The following is a 24,767-nucleotide window of genomic DNA, read 5'->3' as shown; positions in this document are numbered from 1 at the left end:
TGCCTGGATTTCCTGTCCCGGCATCCAATGCGCTGTATCAATGACCACTTTTATACTGTGGATGGCCCGTTGCCGGATGAAAGCAAATTGAAGAGAACGATTTATGAGGAACTCTCGCCCTGGCTGCATGACAAGGTCGCACAGACGGTGGAGCAGGTGCTCAAGACGTTAAAGCTGGCGGCATACGCAGACCCTTTGCCCCTGCAATGTGACCGCATCCATGTGGCGAACGGCACTTATTTTCTGGATGGCACGTTTACAGAGGAAAAAGAGTATTGCAGCAACCGCCTGCCGGTGTCCTATCAGACAGAGGCTCCTGCACCGGAACAATGGCTGCGTTTTCTCTCGGAGCTGTTGGAGCCGGAGGATATTCCCGCCTTGCAGGAATATCTGGGCTACTGCCTGATTCCGTCCACCAAGGGCCAGAAAATGCTCATGCTGATCGGCAAGGGCGGCGAGGGCAAAAGCCGCATCGGTGTGGTGATGAACGCCATTTTCGGGTTCAACATGAACACCACTTCCATCCAGAAGGTAGAAAACAACCGTTTCGCCAGAGCCGACCTGGAGGGCAAGCTGCTCATGGTGGACGATGATCTGGACATGAACGCCTTGACCAAAACCAACTATGTAAAATCCATCGTGACAGCAGAACTGCGGATGGATTTGGAACGGAAGAAAGAACAGAGTTATCAGGGGCAGCTTTATGTGCGTTTTCTCTGTTTCGGCAACGGAGCATTGACTGCACTTCACGACCGCAGCGACGGCTTCTTTCGCCGCCAAATCATTCTGACCACCAGGGACAAGCCTGCGGACCGGTTCGATGATCCGTTTCTTGCCGAAAAGCTGATTGCCGAGAAAGAGGGAATCTTCCTCTGGATACTGGATGGGCTGCGGCGGCTGATTGCCAACCACTACCACTTTACCATCAGCCAGAGAGCCAAGGACAATATCTCTTCCGCTGTCCGGGATGCCAATAACATTCTGGACTTTCTCGATTCTGAGGGGTATGTGGCATTCAAGGCCGATTATGAATCCAGCACCAAAAATCTGTATGCAGCCTATAAGCGGTGGTGTGAGGACAACGCAGAAAACCCACTGTCCCCAAAGAGCTTCGCCAACCAGCTCAGCCAAAACGCAGAGCGCTATCATTTGGAGCCGGTCAGCAATCTGCACATCGGCGGCGGAAAGCGGTGCCGGGGATATATGGGTATTTATGTCCTGCTCTCGCCTATGGAATTGTAATAAAACTTCAAAACCTCCTGTTCGTGCGTTCATGCGTTCCGGATTGGGTGCAGCTTTTGGAACAGAGGAACACACGAACGCAAAAAATCAAAGTTCATTTTTTATTGTTCGGCTCAGATGGCGCTCTAAAATCCGCACTTCATATGAATGGTTGTGCAAATAGTGAAAAACACTACCGTAAACAGAACACAAATCATCATTCAGTGATTTACAGAACGATGATGGTGGTATGCGGAAAGGTGGTTGTTTTTACGGCTTTACTTGCAAGCCCACCTAATCGCAAAGTCGATAGGGTACTGTTGCGGACAGTTCTTCATGGACACAATCCTGAGTGATTTTTTGAATCTTATCTGTGTTTGCTGAGCCGTGCAGCGAATATGCTCCACAGCAAACCAGCTTTACGAAAGAATGAGGTGTTTTCTATGAAATCCAATTTGAGAAATGAAATCAAGTCGTACATCGTGCGTTCCGGCTGCACGATGCAGGAGGTCGTTGACCGGCTTTCCGAGGATTACGGCTGGAGCGACAGCGTTTCCAACCTGTCCAACAAGCTCCAGCGGGAGTCTCTGCGGTATGTGGAGGCGGTTCAGCTTGCTGATGCTCTCGGCTATGACCTTGTATGGCAGAAGCGGAGGGACAAATGATTCCTGTCGTTCCTGCGGCCACTCTCTCTTGTCCCCATAGTAATACCACAGTATTGCTATGGACAGGCGGCGAAAACATTCGATTTTTCGCTGCCGCCGGATTGCCGGTGTTTCGCAAAACATCGGCTGTCCGGACTGAACAACAGAAAACGATGCAGACGGTTTTCGGGCGGTTCAGCAGCGGTCATCGCAATGACCGCAATTCCCCCTCGGAGAGCCCACGGCACTTTGCAGCCCTTCGGGATGAAAGTGTCATAGTGGGTTATTACACTTCCCGCAGGAAGTGTATCCCCATCCCCCCAGCCGTCTGCCGCATAACAGAAAGGAGCTGATTTTTATGGCCAGAAACGATGGAATCGACCGTACCAGTGCCAGAAATGTGGATGTCCCGGACAAGGACATCGACAACACCCAAAAGCACAATGAACGGGAAAAAGACAGCTATCGCAACCCGGATATTATCCCGGAACGTCTCAGCTATAACGTCCACTTCAAAAACCCAGCCGCCAGCTATACGGAACTGTTTGCTCAGATGGAATCCTCCGGTATGATCTCCACCCGTGGACTGAAACCGGATGCCATTCACTATGGAGAACTGATTTTCGATGTGAACTCCGCCTATTTCCACAATCACGGCGGCTATGAGTTTGCTAAACAGTTTTATGCCGAAGCCTACCAAGCCGCTGTGAAGATTGTGGGCGGCGAACAGTATACCGCACGGCTCAATGGGGTGACTACCGTGGTCTCGGTCAGCCCGCTCCTCTTTGCGGGTGCGGCCCTCTTTGCCCTGGTGACGGTGCTCCTCTCCTGCCGCCGTCCCGGCCGTCTGGCGGGCAAGGTCTCCCCGGTGGAGGCGGTGCGCTATACCGAGGGCAAGGCGCTGAAGCGGAACGGGAAACGAAACGGCAAGGGGGTGTCCCTGCTGTCCATGGCCTGGGCCAACCTGGGCCGCAGCCGGGGCAAGACCTTTATCACGGTGCTGTCCCTGACCCTTGCTGTAGTGCTGCTGACCCTGACCGTGACCTTCGCAGGGGGCTTTGACATGGACAAATATGTGTCCCACTTCACCGCCAGCGACTTCATTTTGGCCGACGCAGGCAAATTTCAGACTGGAACTGTGGGTTTCAACCGTGATATGGCCGTGACAGAGGAGGCCATTGCAGCGGTCAATGCCCAGGGCGATGTCACCGAAAGCGGACGAGTCTACGGCCAGGTATCCGGGATACAGGAGTTTATCCCGGAGGTGTGGTTCCGTTGGAACAACAGCCGGTGGTACTCGGAGGAATCTTTGGCTTGGCTGATGGAACACACTCAGCGCAACGATGCAGGATGGCTGGCGGATGATGTTCAGCTTTCCGGCATGGAACCCTTTGCTCTGGACCATCTGACGGTGCTGGAAGGAGATTTGAGCACCCTCTACCAGCCGGGCAGCCGCAGCATCGCCGCAATCTACAGCGAGGACGACTACGGCGACCCGGAGATGAACAGCCATTGGGCAAAGGTGGGGGATACCGTGACCATCCGGTATGTTGAGGAGTTTGAGTACTATGACAACGCCACCAGCGAGGTAATTCCCATGGATGCGGTCGCTACTGCTTACGCCGAGGGGCGGAGTATCACAAGCTATGCCAAAACCTACCGTGACGCGGAGTATACCGTGGCTGCGCTGGTGACCGTCCCATCCGCCTTGAGCTATCGTTACTACGGCGATGATGGATTCATCCTCAACGCCCAAACCTTCATCCAGGATAGTCAGACCGACAGTATTATGTACTACGCCTTCGACACCACAGACGAGTCCAATGCCGCCATGGAATCCTTCCTCCAGGACTACACGGAGAATCTCAATCCCCAGCTTGACTACGAAAGCAAGGCCACCTATGCCGGGGAATTTGCGAGCACCCGGAGCATGTTCTTGCTGCTGGGCGGCGCCCTGAGCTTCATCGTGGGTCTGGTGGGCGTGCTCAACTTCTTCAACGCCATCCTCACCGGCATCACCGCCCGCCGCCGGGAGCTGGCCGTGCTCCAATCCATCGGCATGACGGCCCGGCAGCTGCGGACCATGCTGGCGCTGGAGGGGCTGTTCTATACCGCGGGCGCGGCTTTCCTGGCCTTGGTGCTGATTGCGGTCACCGCGCCGTTTGTAGGCCCCGCCCTCAACGGTCTGATCTGGTTTTTCACCTATCGTTTTACCATCTGGCCCATCGCCGTGGTGCTGCCCCTGTTCGGGGCGCTGGGCATTCTCATCCCTGTTTTGAGCTGCCGTGCCGCCCAGCGCTATTCCGTAGTGGAGCGCTTGCGGCAGGAATAAGGCGCAACGTCAAAACGGCAGGGGGTGTTGCAAACCGCAACACCCCCTTTAATTACTTGAACAATTTCTGCTCAAAAAGATTATCTTTTTTCGGAGTCACTTCACACTGATCGGGCATATCCATCCGGCACAATAGATGACAACACATGGCCCGACACAGCGGAGCGCGTCTTGGCAGCCATATCGTTTCCCAGCGTCATCCGCCTGTCACAGATGGTTGTTCCCAGAGAGTTCGACCTTCAGCTGTTCCCTGGGCTGGCCGATGTACTGTCTGGATTCCTGAAGCCGCTGTTCCATATCCGAAATTTCCGCCTGCAACTGCCGGCGGCTTTTTTTGCGGTTCCTTTGCAGAAAGATGTGATATCGCTCCTGCAAGGTTTCCTCCTTGGGTCCAAATTGAATGACCGTGCCGCCAATCTGATGGCCCTCCAGCTCGTTCCGGCAAATTTCGTCGTCCAGCACCGCCATATAGAGCGCATAGCGGGTAAAGACCTTGAGCGGCATCCGGATTCTCCAGCGCCAGCAAGCGGCCGCACCGGCCCCAGCTGCCAAGCAGCCCAGAATTGCCGCTTTGTGACCTGTTTTCATCGTTTTACCCTCCAATGTTCTGCATCTTGTGTCCGGTCTTCTCTTCCAGAAAACGGCAGAATTGCGGGAGACTGCCGCCCTTCAGCGCCGCCTTTTCCAGAGCCATGGTATGATGCATTCCCAGCACCAGGACAATGTACTCCCTGGTTTCCGCCAGCGCAAGAATTTTATCATACTGCCACTTGGATTCCGCCGCGGCGGTTTTCACAAGGTAGTGGTCGGGACAGAATCTGGTATCCGCGAAGTCGGTGCCCGGCAGGGCTTTGCGCTTTGCAAAATAGCCGTTGATGGCATCCTCTTTCCAGTGAACCAGCAGCAATGCCGTGATGACCACACAGCTGAGCACCATCTGCCAGGGCGTTCCCCAGGACAGCCAGAGGGACACCGCCAACAGCCCTGCGATAATCCAGCCATAGTAGCGGACTGTGCGGCTTCTTTCGGCCCGAACCGTTTTCCGCACTGCCCGCGCCATTACTGTCAGCGCTTTTTGGTTGTATGTGGTATGGCAAGTAAATTCCATAGATACCTCCCAGATCGTCATGGCAGTTCGTTACAAGAAGTTACGCATACTATATCAGAAAAAAGCGGCATTTGGTATGAATATTTTCTGAATAATCTTTCTGAATAATCTTTCTGTTTCAATGGACGGACATTGACAGGTCAAGGTGTTGACGGTATGATAAGGCCAACCAATCCCGCGTGCTGAAAAATCGGCGGAAATCACCGCAGCATGGGAAAAGGAAGCGAGCGTACAACTATGATTTTCTATTTTTCCGGAACAGGCAACTCGGCGTGGACGGCCCGGCAGCTGGCCCGCCTGACCGGCGACAATGCCTATGATATTACCACCCTAAAAGAGCTGCCAGAGCTGACGCATACCAAGCAACTCGGCTTTGTCTTTCCGATTTATGCCTGGGGGGTACCGGAGATCATGGCGGATTTTATAAAAAAGCCGCCAAAACTCCAGGGATTCACTTTTGGTGTCTGCACCTGCGGCGGAGACGCCGGACTTGCCATGAAGCAGTTTGCCAAGCACTATCCCTTGCGCAGCAGCTATAGCTTGCTGATGCCCAACAACTACATCATCGGCTCCGACACCGATTGTGAAAGCGAGATCCTCCAAAAGATCGCCGCCGCCAGAGAAGAGCTGAAGCGGATGGCCCAGGAGATTCAGCGGCAGGAGCCGGTATATCGGGTCCACGAGGGGCCGCTGGCCGGGGTGAAGTCTCATCTTGCCAACTTTGGGTTCAACAAATTTGCCCGAAGCGCAAAGCCCTTCTTTGCCGAGGACCGCTGCAACGGGTGCGGCCGCTGCGTCAGGAATTGCCCGGCGTCCGCCATTTCGCTCCGGGACGGAACGCCTGTGTGGGCGGCGCGGTGCTTCCAGTGCCTGCGCTGCATCAACGAATGTCCCCAGCAGGCCATCCAATACGGAAAGTCCACGGCCGGGCGTCGTCGCTATACCATCCGGGCCTATCTGCCGCAGGACGAGCAAGTTTGAGATGCATAGCAACACGCCTCTTCTGCGGGAACCGGTATGCCGTACTGGAGCAACTCCAGCGGTCCGAGACACGAGCTACCCGAAACCCTATCTGCGGCGGACCGGATTGCGTCCTCCCATAAAAAAGAAGTAATTTACATTTTCAACCGGCCGCATTACAATGAGGAAAAAGGAGGTATGTTCCATGAACGCACTCGTCGCTTATTTTTCCGCCACCGGCACCACCGCCAAGGCGGCAAAGGCTCTTGCCCATGCCGCCGGCGCAGAACTCTATGAGATCAAGCCCGCCGTTCCCTATACCAGCGCCGATTTGAACTGGACCGACAAGCATTCCCGCAGCAGCGTGGAAATGATGGACCCACAGTCCCGCCCGGCGCTGGCCGATTTGGACGCGCCGGTGGCCGATCACGATGTGATTTTTCTCGGATTCCCCGTCTGGTGGTATGTCGCCCCCACCATTCTCAACACCTTCCTGGAAGCCTACGATTTTAGCGGCAAGACCATTGTCCTCTTCGCCACTTCCGGCAGCAGCGGTCTGGGCAAATCGGCGGCGAAACTACAACCCAGTGCCCCCGGCGCCAAACTCCTCGATGGGCGGCTGCTCAACGGCCGTCTGAACGAAGCGGACCTGAAAGCCTGGGTAGAGGGATTGAAGCTGTAATACCGATTGCCGGACAGGGGCCCACGGGCGCGTCAGCCCATGGGCCCCTGTGGAATGTATGGAGAAAAGGAGCACACCTATGATTCGAGAAATCTGCAAAGACGAGACTTTCCTTGCCCGGAAAGCGGAGCCCGCCACACCAGAGGATCTCCCCGTTGCCGCCGATCTGCTGGAAACGCTGGAATACCACAAGGACGGCTGTGTGGGCATGGCAGCCAATATGATTGGCGTCAACAAGCGCATCATTGCCTTTGACAACGAGGGAACCTATATGGTCATGTTCAACCCGGAACTGGTGAAAAAATCCGGCCCCTATGATGCGGAGGAGGGCTGTCTCTCCCTCACCGGCACCCGTCCGGCCAAACGCTGGCAGTCCATCAAGGTCCGCTGGCAGAACGAGCAGTTTCAGGAGCGGCTGAAAACCTTTACCGGTTGGACCGCCCAGATCATTCAGCATGAGCTGGACCACTGTGAGGGGATCATCATTTGAAAAAATGTAAGATCACCGTCCTGCGCATGGCCCGGTATGAGGACCTGATGGCCCAATACGAAAATCCCATCGCCCACGCCTGCGACATGACGGTGGGGCAGGTTTTCATTGCCAACGGATGGGAGAAGCCGAAGGGCTTTTGCCAGAGCGCCTGGGACACTCTCTCCCCCTTTGTGCTGGCCCTGAGCCACGGCGGCGGGAATTTTTACGACGGCTGGATGCGGAATCCCAAGTCCGCCATGCTCTCCTGCAACGATGGGTTTCGGCCGGTGAGCTTTCTGGTGGAAGCGTTGGAAGAAGATGCGGATTGAGGTGATGGGATGATGTTTGAAAACAAAGTTGCCGTCGTCACCGGCGGCGCGCGCGGCATCGGCAAGGCCATTGTGGAGGAATTTCAAAAAGAGGGCGCCGCGGTGTGCGTCATCGATCTGCTGCCCAACGACTATTTTGTGGGCAATCTAGCCGACCAGACCGTTTTGGAGCACTTCGCCGGGAAGGTTCTGGCCGATCACGGCCATGTGGACTACCTGATTAACAACGCCCTCCCCCTGATGAAGGGCATCGACAATTGTACCTACGACGAGTTCAACTACGCCCTGCGGGTGGGCGTCACCGCGCCCTTTTATCTTTCCAAGCTGTTCGCGCCCCACTTTGTCCCCGGCGGGGCCATCGTGAACATTTCCTCGTCCCGGGATCGGATGAGCCAGCCCCAGACGGAAAGCTACACCGCGGCCAAAGGCGGCATTGCCGCCCTGACCCATGCCCTGGCCGTAAGCCTTGCGGGAAAGGTGCGGGTGAACTCCATCTCTCCCGGTTGGATTGACACCGATTATACCGTCTACGAGGGTCCGGACGCCATCCAGCAGCCCGCGGGCCGGGTGGGCAACCCTCTGGACATCGCCAATATGGTGCTGTATCTCTGCTCAGACAAGGCGGGCTTTCTCACCGGGGAGAATATCTGCATCGACGGCGGCATGACCCGTCAGATGATCTACCACAACGATTTCGGCTGGACCCTGCAACCGTGAGGATATCTTCGGCCCCTTCAAACCGGTGGGCAGGACGCCTGAGGCCATCCGGACAGACAGGACCGGAAAACGCCCGCCGGTTTTACCGGGAACATCAGAACCCGACGCTCAGCACTTGAGCAAAAACCGTACTGTAGAACTGGGAGGAACCCGAAACATGAGCAAAGAAGAATGTTTGATCTGCAACGCGCCGCTGGAATATCTGGTCCAGGACCAGGTGATGGAGTGCGCCATCTGCCACAAGCAAGAGCCCAGTAAAACCCGCTGTGTCAACGGACACTATGTATGCAGCGACTGTCACACCCAGGGTATGGACAGCATTTTCGGCCTGTGTCTCTCCGAGACCTCCACAGACCCCGTTGCCATCCTCCGTCGGATGATGGATCTGCCGTTCTGCCATATGCACGGCCCGGAACACCATGTGATGGTGGGCGCGGCCCTGCTCACCGCTTATAAAAATGCCGGGGGCGTCCTGGATTTGGAGGCGGCCCTGCAAGAGATGTACAGCCGGGGCAAGGCCGTTCCCGGCGGCGCCTGCGGCTTTTGGGGCGCCTGCGGCGCCGGCATCAGCGCGGGGCAGTTTCTGGCCATTGCCACAGAGTCCACGCCCCTGGCCCAGGAGCCCTGGGGGTTGAGCAATCAGATGACCGGTCGGGCCCTGGACCGCATCGGCAAGGTGGGCGGTCCCCGCTGCTGCAAGCGGGATTCTTTCCTGTCCATACTGGCGGCTGTGGACTTTGCGCGGGAACACCTGGGGGTGTCCATGACGCGGACCGTCCCCGTCTGCACCTATTTGAAACAGAACAACCAGTGCATCGGCAAGCGCTGCCCCTTTGCGCCCATCAACCGCAAACGCCCCAAGGTGGCCTTCCTCTGCGTCCACAACTCCTGCCGCAGTCAGATGGCGGAGGCATTGGGAAAGCATCTGGCTGGGGACGTGTTTGAGAGTTTTTCCGCCGGTACCGAACCGGGTGCGCAGATCAACCCCGACGCAGTGCGTTTGATGCGGCAGGTCTACGGCATCGACATGGCCCAGTCCCAGCACAATAAGCCCCTTTCCGCCCTGCCGACGGTGGATATTGTGGTCACCATGGGCTGCAATGTCCAGTGTCCCACCCTGCCCTGCTCCCATCGGGAGGACTGGGGATTGGATGACCCCACCGGCCAGCCGGACAGCGCGTTCCTCGCCGTTATGAAACAGATTGAGGAAAAGGTATTGGACCTGAAACACCGCATTCAGGCAGGCGACTGGAACGGCTCCGGCCAATGTTAAAAACACGGGCGCATATGGCGGGTTTCCCTGGTGGATTTTTCACCGTCCGGACAGTATACTAGGGACAAAACCGGAACTGTCAGGAGGACTATATCATGCGTTTGGGAAGCAGTTTGTACCACGCCCGGAAAAAGAGCGGACTGACCCAGGAGGATGTGGCCGAAAAGCTGGGCGTCAGCCGCCAGACCATCTCCAAATGGGAGACCGACGAAACGCTGCCCGATATCCGCCAGTCCAAGGGGCTGGCCATGCTCTACCATATGACGCTGGACGAGCTGATCGAATACGACTTCGACGAGCAGCAGGCCCAGCAGATGATTGACAGCGTCAGCGACGAGGCCCAGGCCCGGATTGACTGGAACAAGGTCTGGAGCAAAAAGTATCCCGTTTTGGGGACATATCACCAGACTGTGCGCATCGACGACTATGCCGCGCCCCTGCGGGAGCTGCTCACCCAGCTGCAAGTGGACTACGGCTACAACCACACCGACGCCCTGTTGGTCCTCAAAGACATTCTGGCCAGAGTTTGGAAAGGCCAGGTATAACGGTTCCCCCATTCATCATGCCCCCGATTCCGCGCCGATTCCTTGTACGGCGCAGCGTCGGGGGCGTTTTCTTCTGTCAATCCGTGGACAAAATCCGGTCCAGAGCCTTTCCTCTGGCCAGATCGTCCACCAGCTTGTCCAGACAGTGGTATATCCGGCGGAACAACACCGAAAAAACACTTGACAAGAGAATAGAAATCCCTATAATGAACATTGTTCATATTGAGGTGATCGGATGAATACCATTGTCACATCCAAAGAGGAACTTCTGAAAACCAGCCGGGAGCTGATTCAGCGGGAGGGCTGGTCGGCGGTCAATATCCGCTCGGTGGCATCGGCCTGCGGCGTGTCGGTGGGGTCCATTTACAACTATTTCGATTCCAAGGCCGCGCTGCTGACCGCCACAGTGGAAAGCGTCTGGTGCGAAATTTTCCACCAACCGGAGGACGGATCCGAGTGTCAGGACACCCTGGCCTGTCTCACCTGGCTGTACGGACGGATGGCATACGGCGGCCAACAGTATCCCGGATTTTTCAACCTCCACTCCCTGGGGTTTCTGGGGGAGGACAAAGCCGACGGAAAACGGCGGATGCAGCAGACGTGGCAGCACATCACCGATGGGCTGTGTTCCGTCCTGCGGCGGGACGGCAAAATCCGGCCTGACGCCTTTACGGAGCAGTTTACGGTGGAAAAGTTTGCGGACCTGCTGTTCTCTCTCCTGCTGTCGGCGCTGCTGCGGCAGGACTACGACCCCTCGACGGTGCTGGAGCTGGTCCGCCGGACCCTCTATTGAATAAAATTCCCACAAGGCTGTGGGAATTTTATCTCCCGGAATTTGAACCATGTTCATCCAGAAGGAGCGGAAGCAATGCAAGCAATAATGGAAACTTTGTTTGATGCCGTCTATCTGATCTCGGTCATTACCATCGGTATTCTGATGATCCGGGGCAGCAAGGGCAGCCGTCAATTTTGGCTGTTCGGCGTGATGGCGGTGGTACTGGGCGCGGGAGACGCGTTCCATCTGGTTCCCCGGGCGGTGGCCCTGTGTACCACGGGTCTGGAGCACTACACCGTAGCCCTGGGACTGGGTAAATGGATTACTTCAGTGACCATGACGGTGTTTTATATGCTGCTCTACTATGTATGGCGGCAGCGGTACCATATAAAGGGACAGGGTGGACTGACCGCCGCCGTGTATGTGCTGGCCGGTCTGCGGGTGCTGCTGTGCATGATGCCCCAGAACCAGTGGCTCCGCGCCGATGCCCCCCTCTCCTGGGGCATCTACCGCAATCTCCCCTTTGCTCTGCTGGGACTGCTGGTGATCGTGCTGTTTTTCCGCAGCGCCAGGGAACACAAGGACCGGGCGTTTCGCTGGATGTGGCTGACCATCGTTCTGAGCTTCGGGTTCTACATTCCGGTGGTGCTGTGGGCGGACGCCGTCCCCATGATCGGAATGCTGATGATTCCCAAAACCTGCGCCTACGTCTGGACAGTGCTGATCGGATATTCTGCCATGAAACAGGAATGCAACGAAAGGAGGAACTCTTTATGAAACGCTACATCAACACGGCGCTGCTGTACGCCATCCTCGCCATGGTGGGCGGCGTATTTTATCGGGAGTTTACAAAATTCAACGGCTTTACGGCCAAAACCACGCTTTCTGTGGTACATGCCCATTATTTTCTGCTGGGCATGGTGTTTTTCCTGCTGCTGCTGGTACTGGAAAAGAGCTTTTCCTTTACCGGTCCCAAGACCGGTCGGGTGCTGGTGGTCTATCACATCGGCCTGAATCTGACAACTGTGATGCTGGTGGTCCGAGGTGTGGTCCAGGTGCTGGGCACCACCCTATCCACCGGCATGAACGCGGCCATCTCCGGCATGGCCGGAATCGGTCACATCCTGCTGGGCGTCGGTCTGGTGCTGCTGCTTCTGCAACTGAAGCGCAGCGTCTCCGCCGGGAATTGACAGCGGCAGGCGTATGGGAATCCTCCTGAAACCACTGAAAAAACCGCGGGACAGTGTTTACTGCCCCGCGGTTTCTTCTTCCAGCTCCCGCAGGAGTTTTCTGTCCTCCTTGGAGGACAAATCCAGCCGTTCATACAGATCCGGCCGCCGCTGCCGCGTCCGCAGAATGGACTGCTTCCGCCGCCACCGGGCCACATTGCCGTGGTGGCCCGACAACAGGATTTTCGGCACCGACAGACCGTGCCACACCTCCGGCCGGGAATACTGGGGATACTCCAGCAGACCGTTCCAATGGCTCTCGTCCTCAAAGCATTCCGGGTCCGACAGGACGCCGGGCACCATGCGGCAAACACAGTCGGCCACGGCCATGGCCGGAATCTCGCCGCCGGTCAGGACGAAATCCCCCAGGGAGATTTCCTCGTCCACGCATTCATCGAGAAATCGCTGGTCAATGCCCTCATAGTGGCCGCAGACCAGAATGAGATTCTCCTTTTTCAGCAGTTCCCGGGCCTTCTGCTGGTTGAAGGTGGCGCCGCAGGGCGACAGAAAGATCGTATGCACCGGACCGCCCACCTCGTCGCAGATGTGGGTCCAGCAGTTGTAGAGGGGGTCCGCCTGGAGCACCGCTCCATGGCCGCCACCGTAAGGGTAATCGTCCACCTGGTTCTGCTTGTTGGTGGTAAAATCCCGAATTTGATGGGCTTCGATGCGGATGAGGTCGCGCTCCTGGGCCCGGCCCAGGATGCTCTCATTCATCATGTCCCCCACCGTATCGGGAAACAGCGTCATGATATCAATTCTCATCGGTACACATTCCCTCAATGAGTTTCACCCTGACGTAGCCCTCTTCCACATTGACGTCCAGCAAAAATTCCTTTACCGCCGGAATCATATAGGAGCGCTGGCCCTTGACCACATAGACGTCGTTGCCGGGCATGGTGAGCACATCCTCCACCCTGCCGATCTCCACGCCGTCGGCCAGCACGGGCAGGCCGATGAGATCGGCGATAAACACGGCGTCCTCCTCCAGCTCCACCTCGTCCCGGTCAATGCAGACCACGGTACCCCGGAGCTTCTGGGCCTGCTCAATGGTGTCCACGCCCTCCAGCTTACAGAGCACCACGGACTTGTGGACCCGGGCGCTCTCCACGGCATAGGGGACGCCGTTCAGATAGAACGTATCAAAGTCCACCAGAAACTCCGGACCGTCGGCCCAGGGGTTGATCTTCACTTCGCCGCGGATGCCGTGGGTGTTGACGATCTCGCCGGCTTCCAAATACTGCTTGGCCATGGGCCGCCTCCTGAATTCATTTCCGAAAAATAGTTCCATTGTACACAATCATGCAGGGCCGCACCGCCGGAGCCGCTGTCCACGGCGAGGATTTTTGTGCCGCAAAAAAGTGCAGCTTCGCAGGAATACTGGATGTATTGCAAGAAGCTGCACTGCATTTGTGGTACAAAAGGACCGGTGTGGGCTGTGGTTCCGGCGGTAAGGCCCTGCATCTACAAATGGAAAATGCGTGGCAAACTGCCACGCACGATCCATTGGGCCTTAATCAACGATCTCGACGGAAACCTTCTGCCCATTGCGCTGGGCAACGGACTTGATGATGGTGCGGATGTCCTTGGCAATGCGGCCCTGACGGCCGATGACCTTGCCCATATCCTCGGGGGCCACCCGCAGCTCCAGGACAATCGTCTCGCCCTCCACCTCAGTCACGGTGACGGCGTCGGGATTGTCCACGAGATTTTTTGCCATATAGAGCAAAAGTTCCTTCATACTGTCGTCTCCTTCGCAGCTTACAGTGCGCCGGCCTTCTTCAGCAGAGCCTTCACAGTGTCAGTGGGCTGAGCACCGTTCTTGATCCACTGCTGAGCCTTCTCCACGTCCACTTCGACGGTGGAAGGAGTGGTCAGGGGATTGTAGGTACCGATCTCCTCGATGCAGCGGCCGTCACGGGGGCTGCGGGAGTCAGCGACAACAATGCGGTAGAAGGGGTTCTTCTTGGCGCCCATTCTGCGCAGTCTGATCTTAACCATGGGGATTCACCTCCAACAATATCATTGATCTATGGAAAGGCGATATACGCGCTTTGCCAACGTAAAACTTTAGAACGGCAGTCCGGGGAAACCGCCGCCGAAGCGGCCCATCTTGCCCATGCGCTTGAGCTTTTTAGCCGCGCCGGGACCGGCGAACTGCTTCATCATCTGCTGCATGGCATTGAACTGCTTGAGCAGCCGGTTGATCTCCTCCACCTTGACGCCGCAGCCGGCGGAAATGCGGCGCTTGCGGCTGTAGTTGAGGCAGGAGGGATTGTCGCGCTCATAGGGGGTCATGGAAAGGATGATGGCCTCCACATGGGCCATGGCTTTCTCGTCAATCTGGACATTCTGCAATGCCGAGGCGTTGACGCCGGGCAGCATACCGAGAATATCCTGAATGGGACCCATCTTGCGCATCTGCACCATCTGATCGTAAAAATCAGACAGGGTAAAGCTGTTGGAACGGAGTTTCTGCTGTAACTCCTCGGCCTTCTTCTGATCCAAAGCCTGCTCGGCCTTTTCAATCAGGGAGAGGACGTCGCCCATGCCCAGAATCCGGGAGGCCATGCGGCCGGGATGGAAGGGCTCAATCTGGTCCAGCTTCTCGCCGGTGCCCAGGAACAGAATGGGCTTGCCGGTGACGGCCTTGACGGACAGTGCCGCGCCGCCTCTGGCGTCGCCGTCCAGCTTGGTCAGCATGACGCCGTCAATGTCCAGCATCTCATTGAAAGAGGAGGCGGCGTTGACGGCATCCTGGCCGGTCATGGCGTCCACCACCAGGACAATGTCCGTGGGGTTGACGGCGGCCTTGATGGCTTTCAGCTCCTCCATGAGGGCCTCGTCAATGTGGAGCCGTCCGGCGGTGTCCAGAAACACCATGTCGTTGCCGTGCTTTTCGGCGTGGGCAACGGCGGCCTTGGCAATTTCCACGGGATTGGTCTGGCCCATCTCAAAGACGGGAATCTCCAGCTTTTCGCCCACCACCTGCAACTGCTTGATGGCGGCGGGGCGGTAGATATCACAGGCCACCAGCAAGGGCCGCTTGCCCTGCTTCTTGAAGTGTCCTGCCAGCTTGGCGCCGTTGGTGGTTTTACCGGCGCCCTGCAGACCCACCAGCATGACTACCGTGGGGGGCCGGGAGGAAATCTTGAGTTTTTCGTTTTCGCTGCCCATGAGGGCCGTCAGCTCTTCGTTGACGATCTTGACGATCATCTGGGCCGGGGTCAGACTCTCCATCACGTCGGCGCCAATGGCCCGCTCGGTGACGGCCTTGACAAAGTCCTTGACCACCTTATAGCTGACGTCGGCTTCCAGCAGGGCCAGACGGATTTCCCGCATGGCCTCCTTCACATCGGCCTCGGTGATCCGGCCCTTACCGCGGAGCTTTTTGAACGCGGCAGAGAGTTTTTCGGTCAAACCTTCAAATGCCATCTGCTACTCCTTTATGGTATCCGCCGCCCGGAGAATGTCTCCGGCCAGGGAACGGGTCTTTACATCGTCAAATTGGCTCAGCTGCCCGGCGGCTTCACAGATGACGGCCAATGCCTTTTGCAGCTGTTCTTCCCGGCACCGGCAGCCCAGCTTCTCCTCCATATGGCGAAGCATGGTCTCGGCGCGGGCGATGGAATCGTGGACGCCCTGGCGGCTGATGCCCACCTCGGCGGCAATCTCGGCCAGAGAGTAATCCTGATTGTAATACAGGTCGAAGCACTCCCGCTGCTTGTCGGTGAGCAGCTGGCCGTAGTAGTCATAAAGAAGGGTCATGTTGACGGAATCTTTCATGGCGCCTCCTTCTCTGCAAAGGTCTATCCCTTGACAGCTCACTTACTATACCAGACTTTTTGCCCCCTGTCAAGTAATTTGTTTTACACGAGATACCATTTACATCAGGCCGAATTTGTGTTAACATAACAGTAATTTCCCCTTTTCACCGTATGTATTCACAGGAGGTGCGTTTTTTCCCCATGAACCCTCGTTTCCATAAAAAATGGGCTCCGTCCCTGCGGCGGGCGGCGGCGTTGGCCGCTGCCACTGCCCTGTTGGTTGGCATGGTCCAGGCCGCGACCACCCTCGGGTACACCCTGCGGCAGGATTCCATTGAGCTTTCCGCCACGGCCACGCTGACCCATGGTCAGAGTACCGGCACCGCCGCCGGCGGCGGACAGCAGACGGAGAACATTCTTACATATGCGCCCGATTCCACCGTGCGGCCTGTGGTGGCCTTTGGTTCCACCCTGTACGGACGCAGCGACGCCAACTATGTGGCCCAGTACCTGGCGGGCCGGAACCTGACGCCGGTGGCCGCCGTCAACGGCGGATTCTTCTCCATGTCCACCGGCGTCCCCATGGACCTGGTGCTCACCGAAGGCATTCTCCGCTCCAGCGGCGACAATCTGGCCGTGGGCTTCCGGGCCGACGGCTCCACCATCCTGGGGGACCCTCAGCTGCAAGTCCAGGTCCTCTTCCCCACTGGCCGCAGCGGCGTCGCCAACTACAATAAGACGGTCACCAAGGGCAACGGTCTGGTGGTCTACTCCCGGGATTTTGACAGCAAAACGAAAAATACCCTTTCCTCTTATAATGTAGTGCTGGACACCGACAGCGCCACCCTGGCTCCGGGTCAAACGGTCACCGGAACTGTCACAGCCGTCGTCCCGGACACGGCTTCCTGCGACATTCCCGCCGGGGACATGGTGGTGTCCATGGCAACCGAATCCGACTACCAGTACACCCTGACCAACGACCTGGGCGGCCTGAAGGTTGGCGACACGGTACAAATCAGCTGTACCGTGGACAGCGCCTGGTCCGACGTGGTCTATGCCCTGGGCTGCGATGAACCTCTGGTCCTGAACGGACAAGCCCAGACCAGCTATGTGCTCAACACCGCCAACAAACGGGCTGCCCGCACCGCCGTGGGCGTCAAGGCCGACGGCACCCTGGTCCTCTACACCGTGGACGGCGCCCAAAGCGGCTATTCCGCCGGTATCACCCTGCCGGAGCTGGCCCAGCGCATGGTGGAGTTGGGCTGCGTCACGGCGCTGAACCTGGACGGCGGCGGCTCCACCACCTATGTGGCCCAGTATCCGGGCAGCACGGCCATGACCACCATCAATAAGCCCTCCGATGGCTCTCTGCGCCGCTGCGCCAACTTTATTTTCCTGGTCAAGGACACTCAGCCCGCCGGGGAGGCCGTCAATCTGCATCTGTATCCCTGGGACGGCGTGGTACTGGCCGGCGGCCGTCTGGCTATGACCGTCAAGGCCACCGACAGCCGCTACACCGCGACCACCCTGCCGGAACTGGTGTCCTACAGCGCCACCGGCGGCGTCATTGACGCAGGCGGTATTTTCACCGCCGGGTCCGAGGATGCCACGGCCACCGTCACCGCCACCGGCGGCAACGCCTACGGTACCCGGACGATCCGGGTCATCACATCTCCCTCGTCCATCGCCGTAGAAAATGAGTCCACCGGCAAAGCCGTGACCTCCATTTCCGTGGCCGCCGGGCAGAGTCTCGATCTGACCGCCGCTGCCAAGCTGTACAACTACACCGTTACCGCCCAGGATGACTGTTACCAGTGGACCGTCACCGACGGCTTGGGCGTCATCGACGGCAACGGCAAATTTACCGCTGCCGAACTGACTTCTGCCGCCAGCGGCACCATCACCTGTACCGCCGGAGACACCAGCGCCTCCATTGCCGTTACTGTGGCCCCGCTGCCGCCGGAAGGCTCCGTCCTGGAGGGCCTGGAACCGGGCTTTACAGCCTTCTCCTCCGGCGCCGGTCTGACCCTGTCGGTCAACAGCAGTCTCTCCTATGTCCGCTACGGCAGCGGCAGCCTCCGGGCCGCCTATGACCTGTCCCAGGCCGATGCCGCCGCCAGCTCCAAAGCCCAGGTGACGGCTCAGCTTCAAGCCACGCTGCCCGCCAAGGCCGACCATGTGGGCCTGTGGATTTACGGCGACAACTCCGGCAACAGCTTCTCTCTGCGATTCACCGACGGCGCCAATGTGTCCTCCCTGTGGGTGACCCAGCTGAACTTCACCGGCTGGAAGTATGTCACGGCGGCCATCCCCGCCGGGGCTACCGCCATTTCCGGTCTGGCCGTTACCGCTGGGGACCAGTCCACCACCGCAACAGGTACCATCTATGTGGATCAGATGGTGGCCACCTCCGGCGAACTGGAGGACACCACGCCCCCGTCCCTGACCGCCACTGTCAGCGGTACCACTTTGACGGTCTCCGCCTCCGACAGCGGCAGCGGCGTGACCTCCGTCACCGTCTCTATTGACGGCACCAGCAGCGTTGTCCCCCTCAGCGGCGGACAGGCCACCGTGTCCCTGCCCACTGACGGGCAGGCCCACCAGGTCCGTATCACCGCCGCCGACCGGTTCGGCAATCTGAACTCTCAGACCGTCAGCCAGAGCGGCACGCTGAACAATCCCTTCTCCGATCTGGACGGCCACTGGTCCACCGACTTTGTGGCCTACTGCAACCGCCAGGGTATTTTGTCCGGCTCCACCGGGGCCGATGGCAAGATGATCTACCGGCCCGACGATTCCATGACGCGGCAGGAGTTCACCGTGGCCCTCATCCGTTTCCTGGGCGTGGACAGCAGCCAATATGCCGATACCACGTTGCCCTTTGCCGACAGCGGTTCCATTGCCGCCTGGGCTATGAACGACATGAAAGCCGCCTACACCCTGGGGCTGGTCACCGGTTCTTCCTCCGGCGGGCAGCTGCTGGCCAATCCCACCTCCACCATCACCCGGCAGGAGGCCATGACCATTCTGGGCCGGACCCAGCCCATGGGCTACGGTCTCGATCCCCTGACCGCCTTCCCCGACGGCGGCCAGGTGGGCGGCTGGGCCAAGGATTACATTGCCGCCATGGTGACCCGGGGCATCATCTCCGGTTCCAACGGCAAGCTGGACCCCAACGGCACCGTCACCCGTGCCCAGGTAGCCAAGATGCTGTATAATCTCTACTGAACAAACGGGAGCGCCGCAAAAGCGGTGCTCCCGTTTTGATTATTCATACGGTTTTCGCCAACGCGTTGGCACGGGCAAACTTGCTCTCGGTCAGAGCCGCTAAACCGTAGGTGGACGCCACGGTGTCGGCAAAGCGGCGGGTGATTTCCTCATCGCCCTCCTTATGCTCCACTTCGATCTCACACAGGGGCACTTCCTTACCGCCGCCCCGCAGGACGCCGTCATCCAGCGCCACCTCCGCCTGGGCCTTGCCCAGAGCCACCGTCAGACACCGGCGGGTAAACGCCGCGCCGCAGACCTCCCGCAGGTCCCGGCCGTCGGTCAGCTGCCGCAGCTCCGCCGGAGCGCCCGCCGCCGTCAGCTGTTCCACGGCCGTTACCGCGTCGTCGCCCTGCCACTCCCATTCGCCTCTGGCTTGGCCGCTGCCCGGCGTCTTGAGGCAATAGACGGAGCGGCCATTCTCCATGCGCTGCCGAAAGGTCCAGCGCCGCGCCGCAAACGCATTCCTCGGCGTGTCCAGATACCGGGTCTCCATGACAATCTGCCGCCAGCCGCCGGGATGCTCCCGCTCCGCCGCGTCCAGTATCTCCCGATCCGCCGAAAATTTCCATTCCAGTTCCCGTCCCATACGTTCCTTCCTCTCTGTGGTATTGCTCCACTATTGTACTACCCAAACCCCTTGGTGACAAGGGCCATTTCCCGACACGTTATTTTTCCAGTTTTTGTTATACTTTGAAAAAACACTATGGGGAGATGGAGAACTTGAAAGAAACCCTCGCCGCCATTCGATCCGTGCCGGACCGAATGGCCCCGCCCCTGGCGGCGGTGCTGCGAAGCCGCGTCCTGGGGCTTCTGATTCACACCGTGACCACCATGGGCCTGTCTCTGCTGCTGACGGGGGCCCGATTGGGCAGTCAGGCCCTGCCCCTGGCCGTCTGCCTGACGGCGGCGGCCGGTTCGGCATTACAGTCTCTGGCCGCCATGCTGGGGGCCGTTCTGGGCTACCTCTACTTTCAGGGTATGCCGCTGGGCCTGGAATATGCAGCCGCCGCCGGTTTGGTGTTTGCCGCCGTCTGCGTTGTGGGCTGCCTGCACCCGCCCCGCTGGTGCATGGCCGTTCTGGCCACCCTGCTCACCGCCCTGGCCGGACTGCTGTTTCTGGCCCAGGCCCGCTTCTCACCACCGGCGCTGGTCTGGTACGGGCTTCGCCTGGCCCTGGTCTATCCTGTGACCCGCAGCTTTTCCAGGGCGCTGGCGGGGCGAACGGCGGACCGGCTTTGGCTGTTGGGCTGTACCCTCTGCGGCTGTGCCGCCGTAGAACTGACCGCGGGCATCACATTGGGACAGGTAGCTGCCGTGGCCCTGGGTGCGGCCTCCTCCGGTACGGCGCCGGGTCTGGCCATCTGCGCCGCCGCTGGTCTGGCCGTGGATTTATCCTCCCAGGCCACCGTGAGCCTGACGGCACTGTTGTGCGCCGCCTCCCTGGTGACCCTGTGGCTTCCGGTGCGCATCCGGCCCCTGCGGGTCCTGCTGTTCTTTACGACCGTGGCTCTGGGGGTTCTGCTCACCGGCGGCGATATGCCCCAACTGCTGCCGGCAGCCGGTCTGGGGGCCGCGGCCGGTCTGCTGATTCCCCCTTCCCTGCTGCCTTTGGAGAGCCGCCACCAACAGGTAGCCCACCGGCTGGAGCTGGCCGCGGCCGTGTTGGAGGAAATCGGCCAATCTCTGGACGACCGCCGCCGCCGGGAACCGGCGGGGGCTTCCGTGATCTTCGACCGTGCTTCCGATCAAGTCTGCGGCGGCTGCGTCCTCTGGGGCCAGTGCTGGCAGCAACACAGCAGTGAGACGTACCACGCCCTCTGTGCCGTGGCTCAGCCCATGCTGGAACGGGGCGCCGTCCAGCGGTCCGACTTTCCCCACAGCTTCACCGACCGGTGCTGCCGCCTGGACGGTCTCATTACCGCCATCAACCGGGGATTGGATGACATGGTATGCCGCCGACAGTACGACAGCCGCCTGCGGGAAAGCCGGGCGGTTCTGGTGCGGCAATACCGGTTTCTCCGGGACTATTTATTGCAGACGGCGTCGGAGGACCCGGCCGTTCGGGAGCCGGTACTCCGCTACCGGCCGGAACTGGGGGTGGCCGGGGCGGGCCGGGGCGGACAAGCCCTGTCCGGCGACCGGGGCGCCTGCTTCCGGACGCCGTCGGGACTCTACTGTCTGCTGCTGTGTGACGGCATGGGCACCGGTCCCGAAGCCGCCGCCGAAAGTGCCGCCGCCATCCGGACCGTAGCGGGTCTGATTCGGGCTGGGGTCCATCCGGCGGCGGCATTGGAAACCCTCAACGGCGCGTACATCCTCCAGGGGGACGGCTGCTTTTCCACGGTGGATTTGCTGGCTGTCAGTTTGGTCACCGGCGAGGGGACCCTCTATAAATGGGGCGCGGCCCCGTCCTATTTGAAACGTGGGACCCACGTCAAACGCATTGGGACAGCCGCACCCCCGCCGGGCCTTGGGGTTGGAGAAGGCCACAAGGCGGCGGAGTATGGGCTGTCCCTGGGAGATGGAGCGCTGCTGGTATTGCTCAGTGATGGCGCCGGTGGAGAATCGGCTGCGCAGCAGATCGCCGCCTGGGGGGATGGAGACCCCAAGGCTCTTGCGGCTGCGCTGATCGGACAGCCAGCAGCGGATGGAGAGGATGACCGGACGGCTCTGGCAATCTGCCTGCGACCCGGTGCGGTCTGACCTTAGTGTACCACGGCGGCGGCAACAGTTCTGTCGAAGTTCGTCGAGTGGGAAATATTTCCCAATTTACAGGACCCAAATCATTGCAAAAGGACGTGCTGTTCTGCGCAGCACGTCCTTTTTATATGCTGCCGGCTATCGAACACGATCCGGCATTTCGGCTTTATGTTGGCTTTTCATGGCGTACATCTCCTGATCGGCCCGTTCCAGCACGGTCTCGAAGGACTCCCCCGGCTCCCACTGGGTCACGCCGTAGCTGAGGACCATGGGCAAAGCAATTTCCTTGGCCCGTTGGGCCAGAGTGGCGGTTACCGCCTGCATCCGCTGCCGGGCATTGGGCAGTCCCGCCCCCACAAAGGCCATCAGGAATTCATCGCCGCCATAGCGGCAGACCACATCCTTACCCTGACGGCAGCATTGGAGCAGAACCTCCGCCACCGTCCGCAGATAGCGGTCGCCCTCCTTATGGCCCAGGTTGTCATTGACGTATTTCAGACCGTCCAAATCCACCATACAAAGGCACAGCTGCCGGTGGACCTGGGCCGCCTCCAAAATGCGCTGCTGACCCGTCAGACGCGTCAGCACGCCGGTGAGTTCATCCACCTCAATGGTCTCCATCAGCGCCTCCTCCTCGCGAGCTCGCCGGTCCAGGTCCTGCTGCATAATCACATTGCAATCGCTCATGTAGCTGAGAATACTGACCCGAATGGCATAGCGCAGCGCAAAGAGATAGCCCAAAGAAATATAAAGGCAGGAGATCAGGCTCCACAGCTTTGTATGGATATTGTTGGACGTCTCGCCGTTGTTTTCATAGAGGTAGGCCTGCATGGCCAGAAACACCAGCACCAGCACCATGCTGGCCGCGAGAAAACGGAGCTGATGCCCGCCTGTCAGCAGATACCGCATGGATTGCCGCTTCCGCGCATCGGCGTAGCTCCGGAACACGAAGAACCCTGACAGAAGCCCCAAAAGCACCGGCACCGGCGCCCAAAGGTCTGTGGACTGGAGACTGTTGGCGAAGGCATACAGGGGCTTTTGCAGAACGATGGCCAACAGGGACCGATAGAACAGCATGGCGCTGAGGCCGCAAATCACCGTCTCCAGTGCCAGACCCACGGCCAGCCAGCGACGGATGTGCATCAAATACCGCAGTTCCAGATAGAGCACCGGCAAAATAATCAGCCAGTTGCCCATGAGCCCGATATGGACCAGATTGCACAGAATAAACAGTGGACTGTTAATCGCCGTCGGAATCACGGCATAGCGCCAAGGCACCCGGCTGGCCTGGTCCCGGTCCAGGCTCACGGCCAAAACAGCCGTGCCCCGGTGAAAGAGAAACATGCTGAGCAGATATCCCACTAGGAGGAGCACTTGTCTCGTCATACCGCGACCTCCTCGCCCCGCTTCTTATCGCTGTACATACGCTGGTCAGCCAGCGACAGCAGATCTTCCAGATTGTCCGCCTCACTGCTCTCTACCACACCGGCGCCGAAGGCGAACTGGTCAATGTCTTCGGCCATGCGGCGGCGGATGACGTCCAGCCGCTTCTCTGCGTTATCCCTGGAACAGCCCAGCAAAATCAGAAGGAACTCGTCACCACCAATCCGGGCCAGAATATCAGTGTCCCGGATTTGCTTCTGCACGCTGGCGGCAAATCGCCGCAAATAGGCGTCACCGGCAGCATGGCCCAGGGTGTCATTGATTTTCTTGAGACCATTGAGGTCCAAATAGGCCATGGAAAAGGCCGTCTGATAGCGGATCAGCTGGTTCAGCGCCTGTAGCGCAAAGCCCCGGGACCGGGCGCCGGTGAGGTTATCGAAGTGGGCGTTGCTGCGCAGAGTATCCAGACGCAGGTTGGACGCCATCAACGATGCCGACAGGCTGTAATAGCTATTTTCCGCATGGAATTTCCGCAGAATCTCCGTCAGGCTGATGAGATAGCAGCTGATATAAATCAGGGTAATCAGGTTGCTGCACAGCAGCACCGCCATATGCGGATCGACCGGAAAGCGAAACTGGGACAGCCCTGCCTGCAAAAACAGGTAGGCCACCGTCAGATTGAGAAACGAGTAGAGGTGACGGAAGTCCCGCTGTTCCTCCGGCTCAATCTGGAAGTCCATTCGGCTCTGGCTGAGCAGGGATGTACACTTGATGGCCGCCGTCAGCAGCATGGCAAAGGCTGCGCTGGTACTCAGCATGACGCCTCGGTCTACCACCAGATCGCTGTCCCACCGGGCTAATATCAGGGACATCAGCCCCAATACGGTCATATGGATGCAGCCGAAGACAGCGAACCGCATGCGGACCGAATAGTTGAACATATGCTTGGGCGTAGGCACAATGCGCTCCTGGAGAGCACACAGCAGGAAAAACAGCAAGTAGAAAACCGGCAGACGAAAGGGAGGCAGCAGCATGGCCAGCGACGGCACAACGGCCGGCAGCGTATACCCCAGGTGCGCACGCCCGGACAACCGCCCCAGACCGTTTTTCCGCCAAATCAACAGGCGCATGTGGCTCTCCGTTATCACCGTCACCATCAGCAGCACCACCAGTGCCACGTTCACATCCAGTCTCCTCCTCTCCTGTCCGCTTGCAAGTGGTTCTATGTCAGTGCAATTATACCTATGTATTCCATATCCTGTCAAGAACGTGTAAAAAGGGACTGTCACCAAATAGCTTGATTTGAAATGATATAGAAATCACTCGGCATAGGAAGTACGAACGTCACAGTCTTGCGCCC

The 24,767-nt window shown here is 58.8% G+C and carries 27 protein-coding genes and 2 pseudogenes; 17 read left to right on the top strand and 12 right to left on the bottom strand.

What is annotated here, in order from left to right; translation table 11 throughout:
- The 4 genes and pseudogenes from ACTQ33_RS13270 to ACTQ33_RS13255 form a co-directional block, all read left to right on the top strand.
- Positions 1–1,242 (top strand): DNA primase family protein (locus tag ACTQ33_RS13270; RefSeq protein ID WP_441465076.1); only part of this gene is annotated, 1,242 nt, incomplete at its 5' end.
- 422 nt (positions 1,243–1,664) lie between these two features.
- The gene (locus tag ACTQ33_RS13265; protein WP_044992178.1) at positions 1,665–1,886 is read left to right on the top strand and encodes an LLM class flavin-dependent oxidoreductase; all 222 of its coding nucleotides are present in this window, start codon (positions 1,665–1,667) and stop codon (positions 1,884–1,886) included.
- 337 nt (positions 1,887–2,223) lie between these two features.
- A pseudogene (locus tag ACTQ33_RS13260) lies at positions 2,224–2,598 on the top strand (plasmid recombination protein); the annotation flags it as partial.
- A gap of 216 nt (positions 2,599–2,814) precedes the next feature.
- Positions 2,815–4,197, top strand: a complete 1,383-nt coding sequence (locus ACTQ33_RS13255) for an ABC transporter permease (protein ID WP_441465079.1) — start codon at positions 2,815–2,817, stop codon at positions 4,195–4,197.
- 207 nt (positions 4,198–4,404) lie between these two features.
- Here the strand turns inward: ACTQ33_RS13255 and ACTQ33_RS13250 are convergent, their stop codons facing one another.
- The gene (locus tag ACTQ33_RS13250) at positions 4,405–4,785 is read right to left on the bottom strand and encodes a hypothetical protein (protein WP_441465075.1); all 381 of its coding nucleotides are present in this window, start codon (positions 4,783–4,785) and stop codon (positions 4,405–4,407) included.
- Positions 4,786–4,789: 4 nt separating this feature from the next.
- Positions 4,790–5,305: a YcxB family protein gene (locus ACTQ33_RS13245; RefSeq protein WP_441465074.1), complete on the bottom strand. Its 516-nt coding sequence runs from the start codon at positions 5,303–5,305 to the stop codon at positions 4,790–4,792.
- 237 nt (positions 5,306–5,542) lie between these two features.
- On the opposite strand from ACTQ33_RS13245, the gene ACTQ33_RS13240 reads away from it, so the two are divergent.
- The 8 genes and pseudogenes from ACTQ33_RS13240 (at position 5,543) to ACTQ33_RS13205 (ending at position 10,283) form a co-directional block, all read left to right on the top strand.
- On the top strand, positions 5,543–6,286 hold the full coding sequence (locus tag ACTQ33_RS13240; protein ID WP_441465073.1) for an EFR1 family ferrodoxin: 744 nt from the start codon (positions 5,543–5,545) through the stop codon (positions 6,284–6,286).
- A 184-nt stretch (positions 6,287–6,470) separates the two neighbouring features.
- Positions 6,471–6,947, top strand: coding sequence for a flavodoxin (locus tag ACTQ33_RS13235; protein ID WP_441465072.1), 477 nt, complete (start codon positions 6,471–6,473; stop codon positions 6,945–6,947).
- Between the two features lie 79 nt (positions 6,948–7,026).
- On the top strand, positions 7,027–7,437 hold the full coding sequence (locus ACTQ33_RS13230) for a peptide deformylase (RefSeq protein ID WP_441465071.1): 411 nt from the start codon (positions 7,027–7,029) through the stop codon (positions 7,435–7,437).
- Positions 7,434–7,748, top strand: coding sequence for a TIGR04076 family protein (locus ACTQ33_RS13225; RefSeq protein ID WP_441465070.1), 315 nt, complete (start codon positions 7,434–7,436; stop codon positions 7,746–7,748). Before ACTQ33_RS13230 ends, ACTQ33_RS13225 begins: the two co-directional genes overlap by 4 nt.
- 12 nt (positions 7,749–7,760) lie before the next feature.
- The gene (locus ACTQ33_RS13220; RefSeq protein ID WP_441465078.1) at positions 7,761–8,465 is read left to right on the top strand and encodes an SDR family oxidoreductase; all 705 of its coding nucleotides are present in this window, start codon (positions 7,761–7,763) and stop codon (positions 8,463–8,465) included.
- A 157-nt stretch (positions 8,466–8,622) separates the two neighbouring features.
- A pseudogene (locus tag ACTQ33_RS13215) lies at positions 8,623–9,288 on the top strand (DUF5714 domain-containing protein); the annotation flags it as partial.
- Positions 9,289–9,306: 18 nt separating this feature from the next.
- Entirely contained in the window at positions 9,307–9,738 is a 432-nt protein-coding gene (locus ACTQ33_RS13210; RefSeq protein WP_441465077.1) for an arsenate reductase ArsC, read from the top strand.
- 95 nt (positions 9,739–9,833) lie between these two features.
- A complete protein-coding gene (locus tag ACTQ33_RS13205; protein ID WP_441465069.1) occupies positions 9,834–10,283 on the top strand; it encodes a helix-turn-helix transcriptional regulator in 450 nt (149 codons plus the stop codon).
- Positions 10,284–10,359: 76 nt separating this feature from the next.
- On the opposite strand, the gene ACTQ33_RS13200 is transcribed toward ACTQ33_RS13205, so the two are convergent.
- Positions 10,360–10,470 (bottom strand): DUF2200 family protein, encoded by a 111-nt coding sequence (locus tag ACTQ33_RS13200; RefSeq protein ID WP_441465068.1) that lies wholly within the window; start codon positions 10,468–10,470, stop codon positions 10,360–10,362.
- Between the two features lie 48 nt (positions 10,471–10,518).
- Between ACTQ33_RS13200 and ACTQ33_RS13195 the strand changes: the two genes are divergently transcribed.
- The 3 genes from ACTQ33_RS13195 (at position 10,519) to ACTQ33_RS13185 (ending at position 12,248) form a co-directional block, all read left to right on the top strand.
- The gene (locus ACTQ33_RS13195; RefSeq protein ID WP_441465067.1) at positions 10,519–11,076 is read left to right on the top strand and encodes a TetR/AcrR family transcriptional regulator; all 558 of its coding nucleotides are present in this window, start codon (positions 10,519–10,521) and stop codon (positions 11,074–11,076) included.
- 75 nt (positions 11,077–11,151) lie between these two features.
- Positions 11,152–11,835 carry a hypothetical protein gene (locus tag ACTQ33_RS13190; protein ID WP_441465066.1) on the top strand — a complete coding sequence of 228 codons (684 nt, stop codon included), beginning with the start codon at positions 11,152–11,154 and terminating at the stop codon, positions 11,833–11,835.
- Complete coding sequence (locus tag ACTQ33_RS13185; RefSeq protein WP_441465065.1) at positions 11,832–12,248, top strand: DUF2871 domain-containing protein; 417 nt, start codon at positions 11,832–11,834, stop codon at positions 12,246–12,248. The genes ACTQ33_RS13190 and ACTQ33_RS13185 overlap by 4 nt, the downstream gene beginning before the upstream one ends.
- Before the next feature lie 57 nt (positions 12,249–12,305).
- Here ACTQ33_RS13185 and trmD read toward each other — a convergent pair whose 3' ends face one another.
- The 6 genes from trmD to ylxM form a co-directional block, all read right to left on the bottom strand.
- On the bottom strand, positions 12,306–13,052 hold the full coding sequence (trmD, locus tag ACTQ33_RS13180) for a tRNA (guanosine(37)-N1)-methyltransferase TrmD (protein ID WP_441465064.1): 747 nt from the start codon (positions 13,050–13,052) through the stop codon (positions 12,306–12,308).
- Complete coding sequence (gene rimM, locus ACTQ33_RS13175; RefSeq protein ID WP_441465063.1) at positions 13,042–13,539, bottom strand: ribosome maturation factor RimM; 498 nt, start codon at positions 13,537–13,539, stop codon at positions 13,042–13,044. The genes trmD and rimM overlap by 11 nt, the downstream gene beginning before the upstream one ends.
- 261 nt (positions 13,540–13,800) lie before the next feature.
- Complete coding sequence (locus tag ACTQ33_RS13170) at positions 13,801–14,028, bottom strand: KH domain-containing protein (RefSeq protein ID WP_441465062.1); 228 nt, start codon at positions 14,026–14,028, stop codon at positions 13,801–13,803.
- A 20-nt stretch (positions 14,029–14,048) separates the two neighbouring features.
- Positions 14,049–14,288 carry a 30S ribosomal protein S16 gene (rpsP, locus tag ACTQ33_RS13165; RefSeq protein WP_441465061.1) on the bottom strand — a complete coding sequence of 80 codons (240 nt, stop codon included), beginning with the start codon at positions 14,286–14,288 and terminating at the stop codon, positions 14,049–14,051.
- Between the two features lie 69 nt (positions 14,289–14,357).
- Entirely contained in the window at positions 14,358–15,722 is a 1,365-nt protein-coding gene (gene ffh, locus ACTQ33_RS13160; RefSeq protein ID WP_441465060.1) for a signal recognition particle protein, read from the bottom strand.
- 3 nt (positions 15,723–15,725) lie between these two features.
- The gene (gene ylxM / locus ACTQ33_RS13155) at positions 15,726–16,073 is read right to left on the bottom strand and encodes a YlxM family DNA-binding protein (protein WP_441465059.1); all 348 of its coding nucleotides are present in this window, start codon (positions 16,071–16,073) and stop codon (positions 15,726–15,728) included.
- Positions 16,074–16,255: 182 nt separating this feature from the next.
- On the opposite strand from ylxM, the gene ACTQ33_RS13150 reads away from it, so the two are divergent.
- A complete protein-coding gene (locus ACTQ33_RS13150; RefSeq protein WP_441465058.1) occupies positions 16,256–19,282 on the top strand; it encodes a phosphodiester glycosidase family protein in 3,027 nt (1,008 codons plus the stop codon).
- A gap of 43 nt (positions 19,283–19,325) precedes the next feature.
- Here the strand turns inward: ACTQ33_RS13150 and ACTQ33_RS13145 are convergent, their stop codons facing one another.
- Positions 19,326–19,910, bottom strand: a complete 585-nt coding sequence (locus ACTQ33_RS13145) for a CYTH domain-containing protein (protein ID WP_441465057.1) — start codon at positions 19,908–19,910, stop codon at positions 19,326–19,328.
- A gap of 134 nt (positions 19,911–20,044) precedes the next feature.
- On the opposite strand from ACTQ33_RS13145, the gene ACTQ33_RS13140 reads away from it, so the two are divergent.
- Positions 20,045–22,027 (top strand): SpoIIE family protein phosphatase, encoded by a 1,983-nt coding sequence (locus tag ACTQ33_RS13140; protein ID WP_441465056.1) that lies wholly within the window; start codon positions 20,045–20,047, stop codon positions 22,025–22,027.
- A 135-nt stretch (positions 22,028–22,162) separates the two neighbouring features.
- On the opposite strand, the gene ACTQ33_RS13135 is transcribed toward ACTQ33_RS13140, so the two are convergent.
- Positions 22,163–23,410 (bottom strand): GGDEF domain-containing protein, encoded by a 1,248-nt coding sequence (locus ACTQ33_RS13135; RefSeq protein ID WP_441465055.1) that lies wholly within the window; start codon positions 23,408–23,410, stop codon positions 22,163–22,165.
- Positions 23,407–24,591: a diguanylate cyclase domain-containing protein gene (locus tag ACTQ33_RS13130; RefSeq protein WP_441465054.1), complete on the bottom strand. Its 1,185-nt coding sequence runs from the start codon at positions 24,589–24,591 to the stop codon at positions 23,407–23,409. Before ACTQ33_RS13130 ends, ACTQ33_RS13135 begins: the two co-directional genes overlap by 4 nt.
- Positions 24,592–24,767: the final 176 nt, after the last annotated feature.

The organism is Candidatus Avoscillospira sp. LCP25S3_F1 (assembly GCF_052117125.1).
Taxonomy (GTDB): Bacteria; Bacillota; Clostridia; order Oscillospirales; family Oscillospiraceae; genus Avoscillospira_A.
Note: the sequence above shows the minus strand (reverse complement) of the source record. Positions and strands in the feature narration are given on the sequence as shown.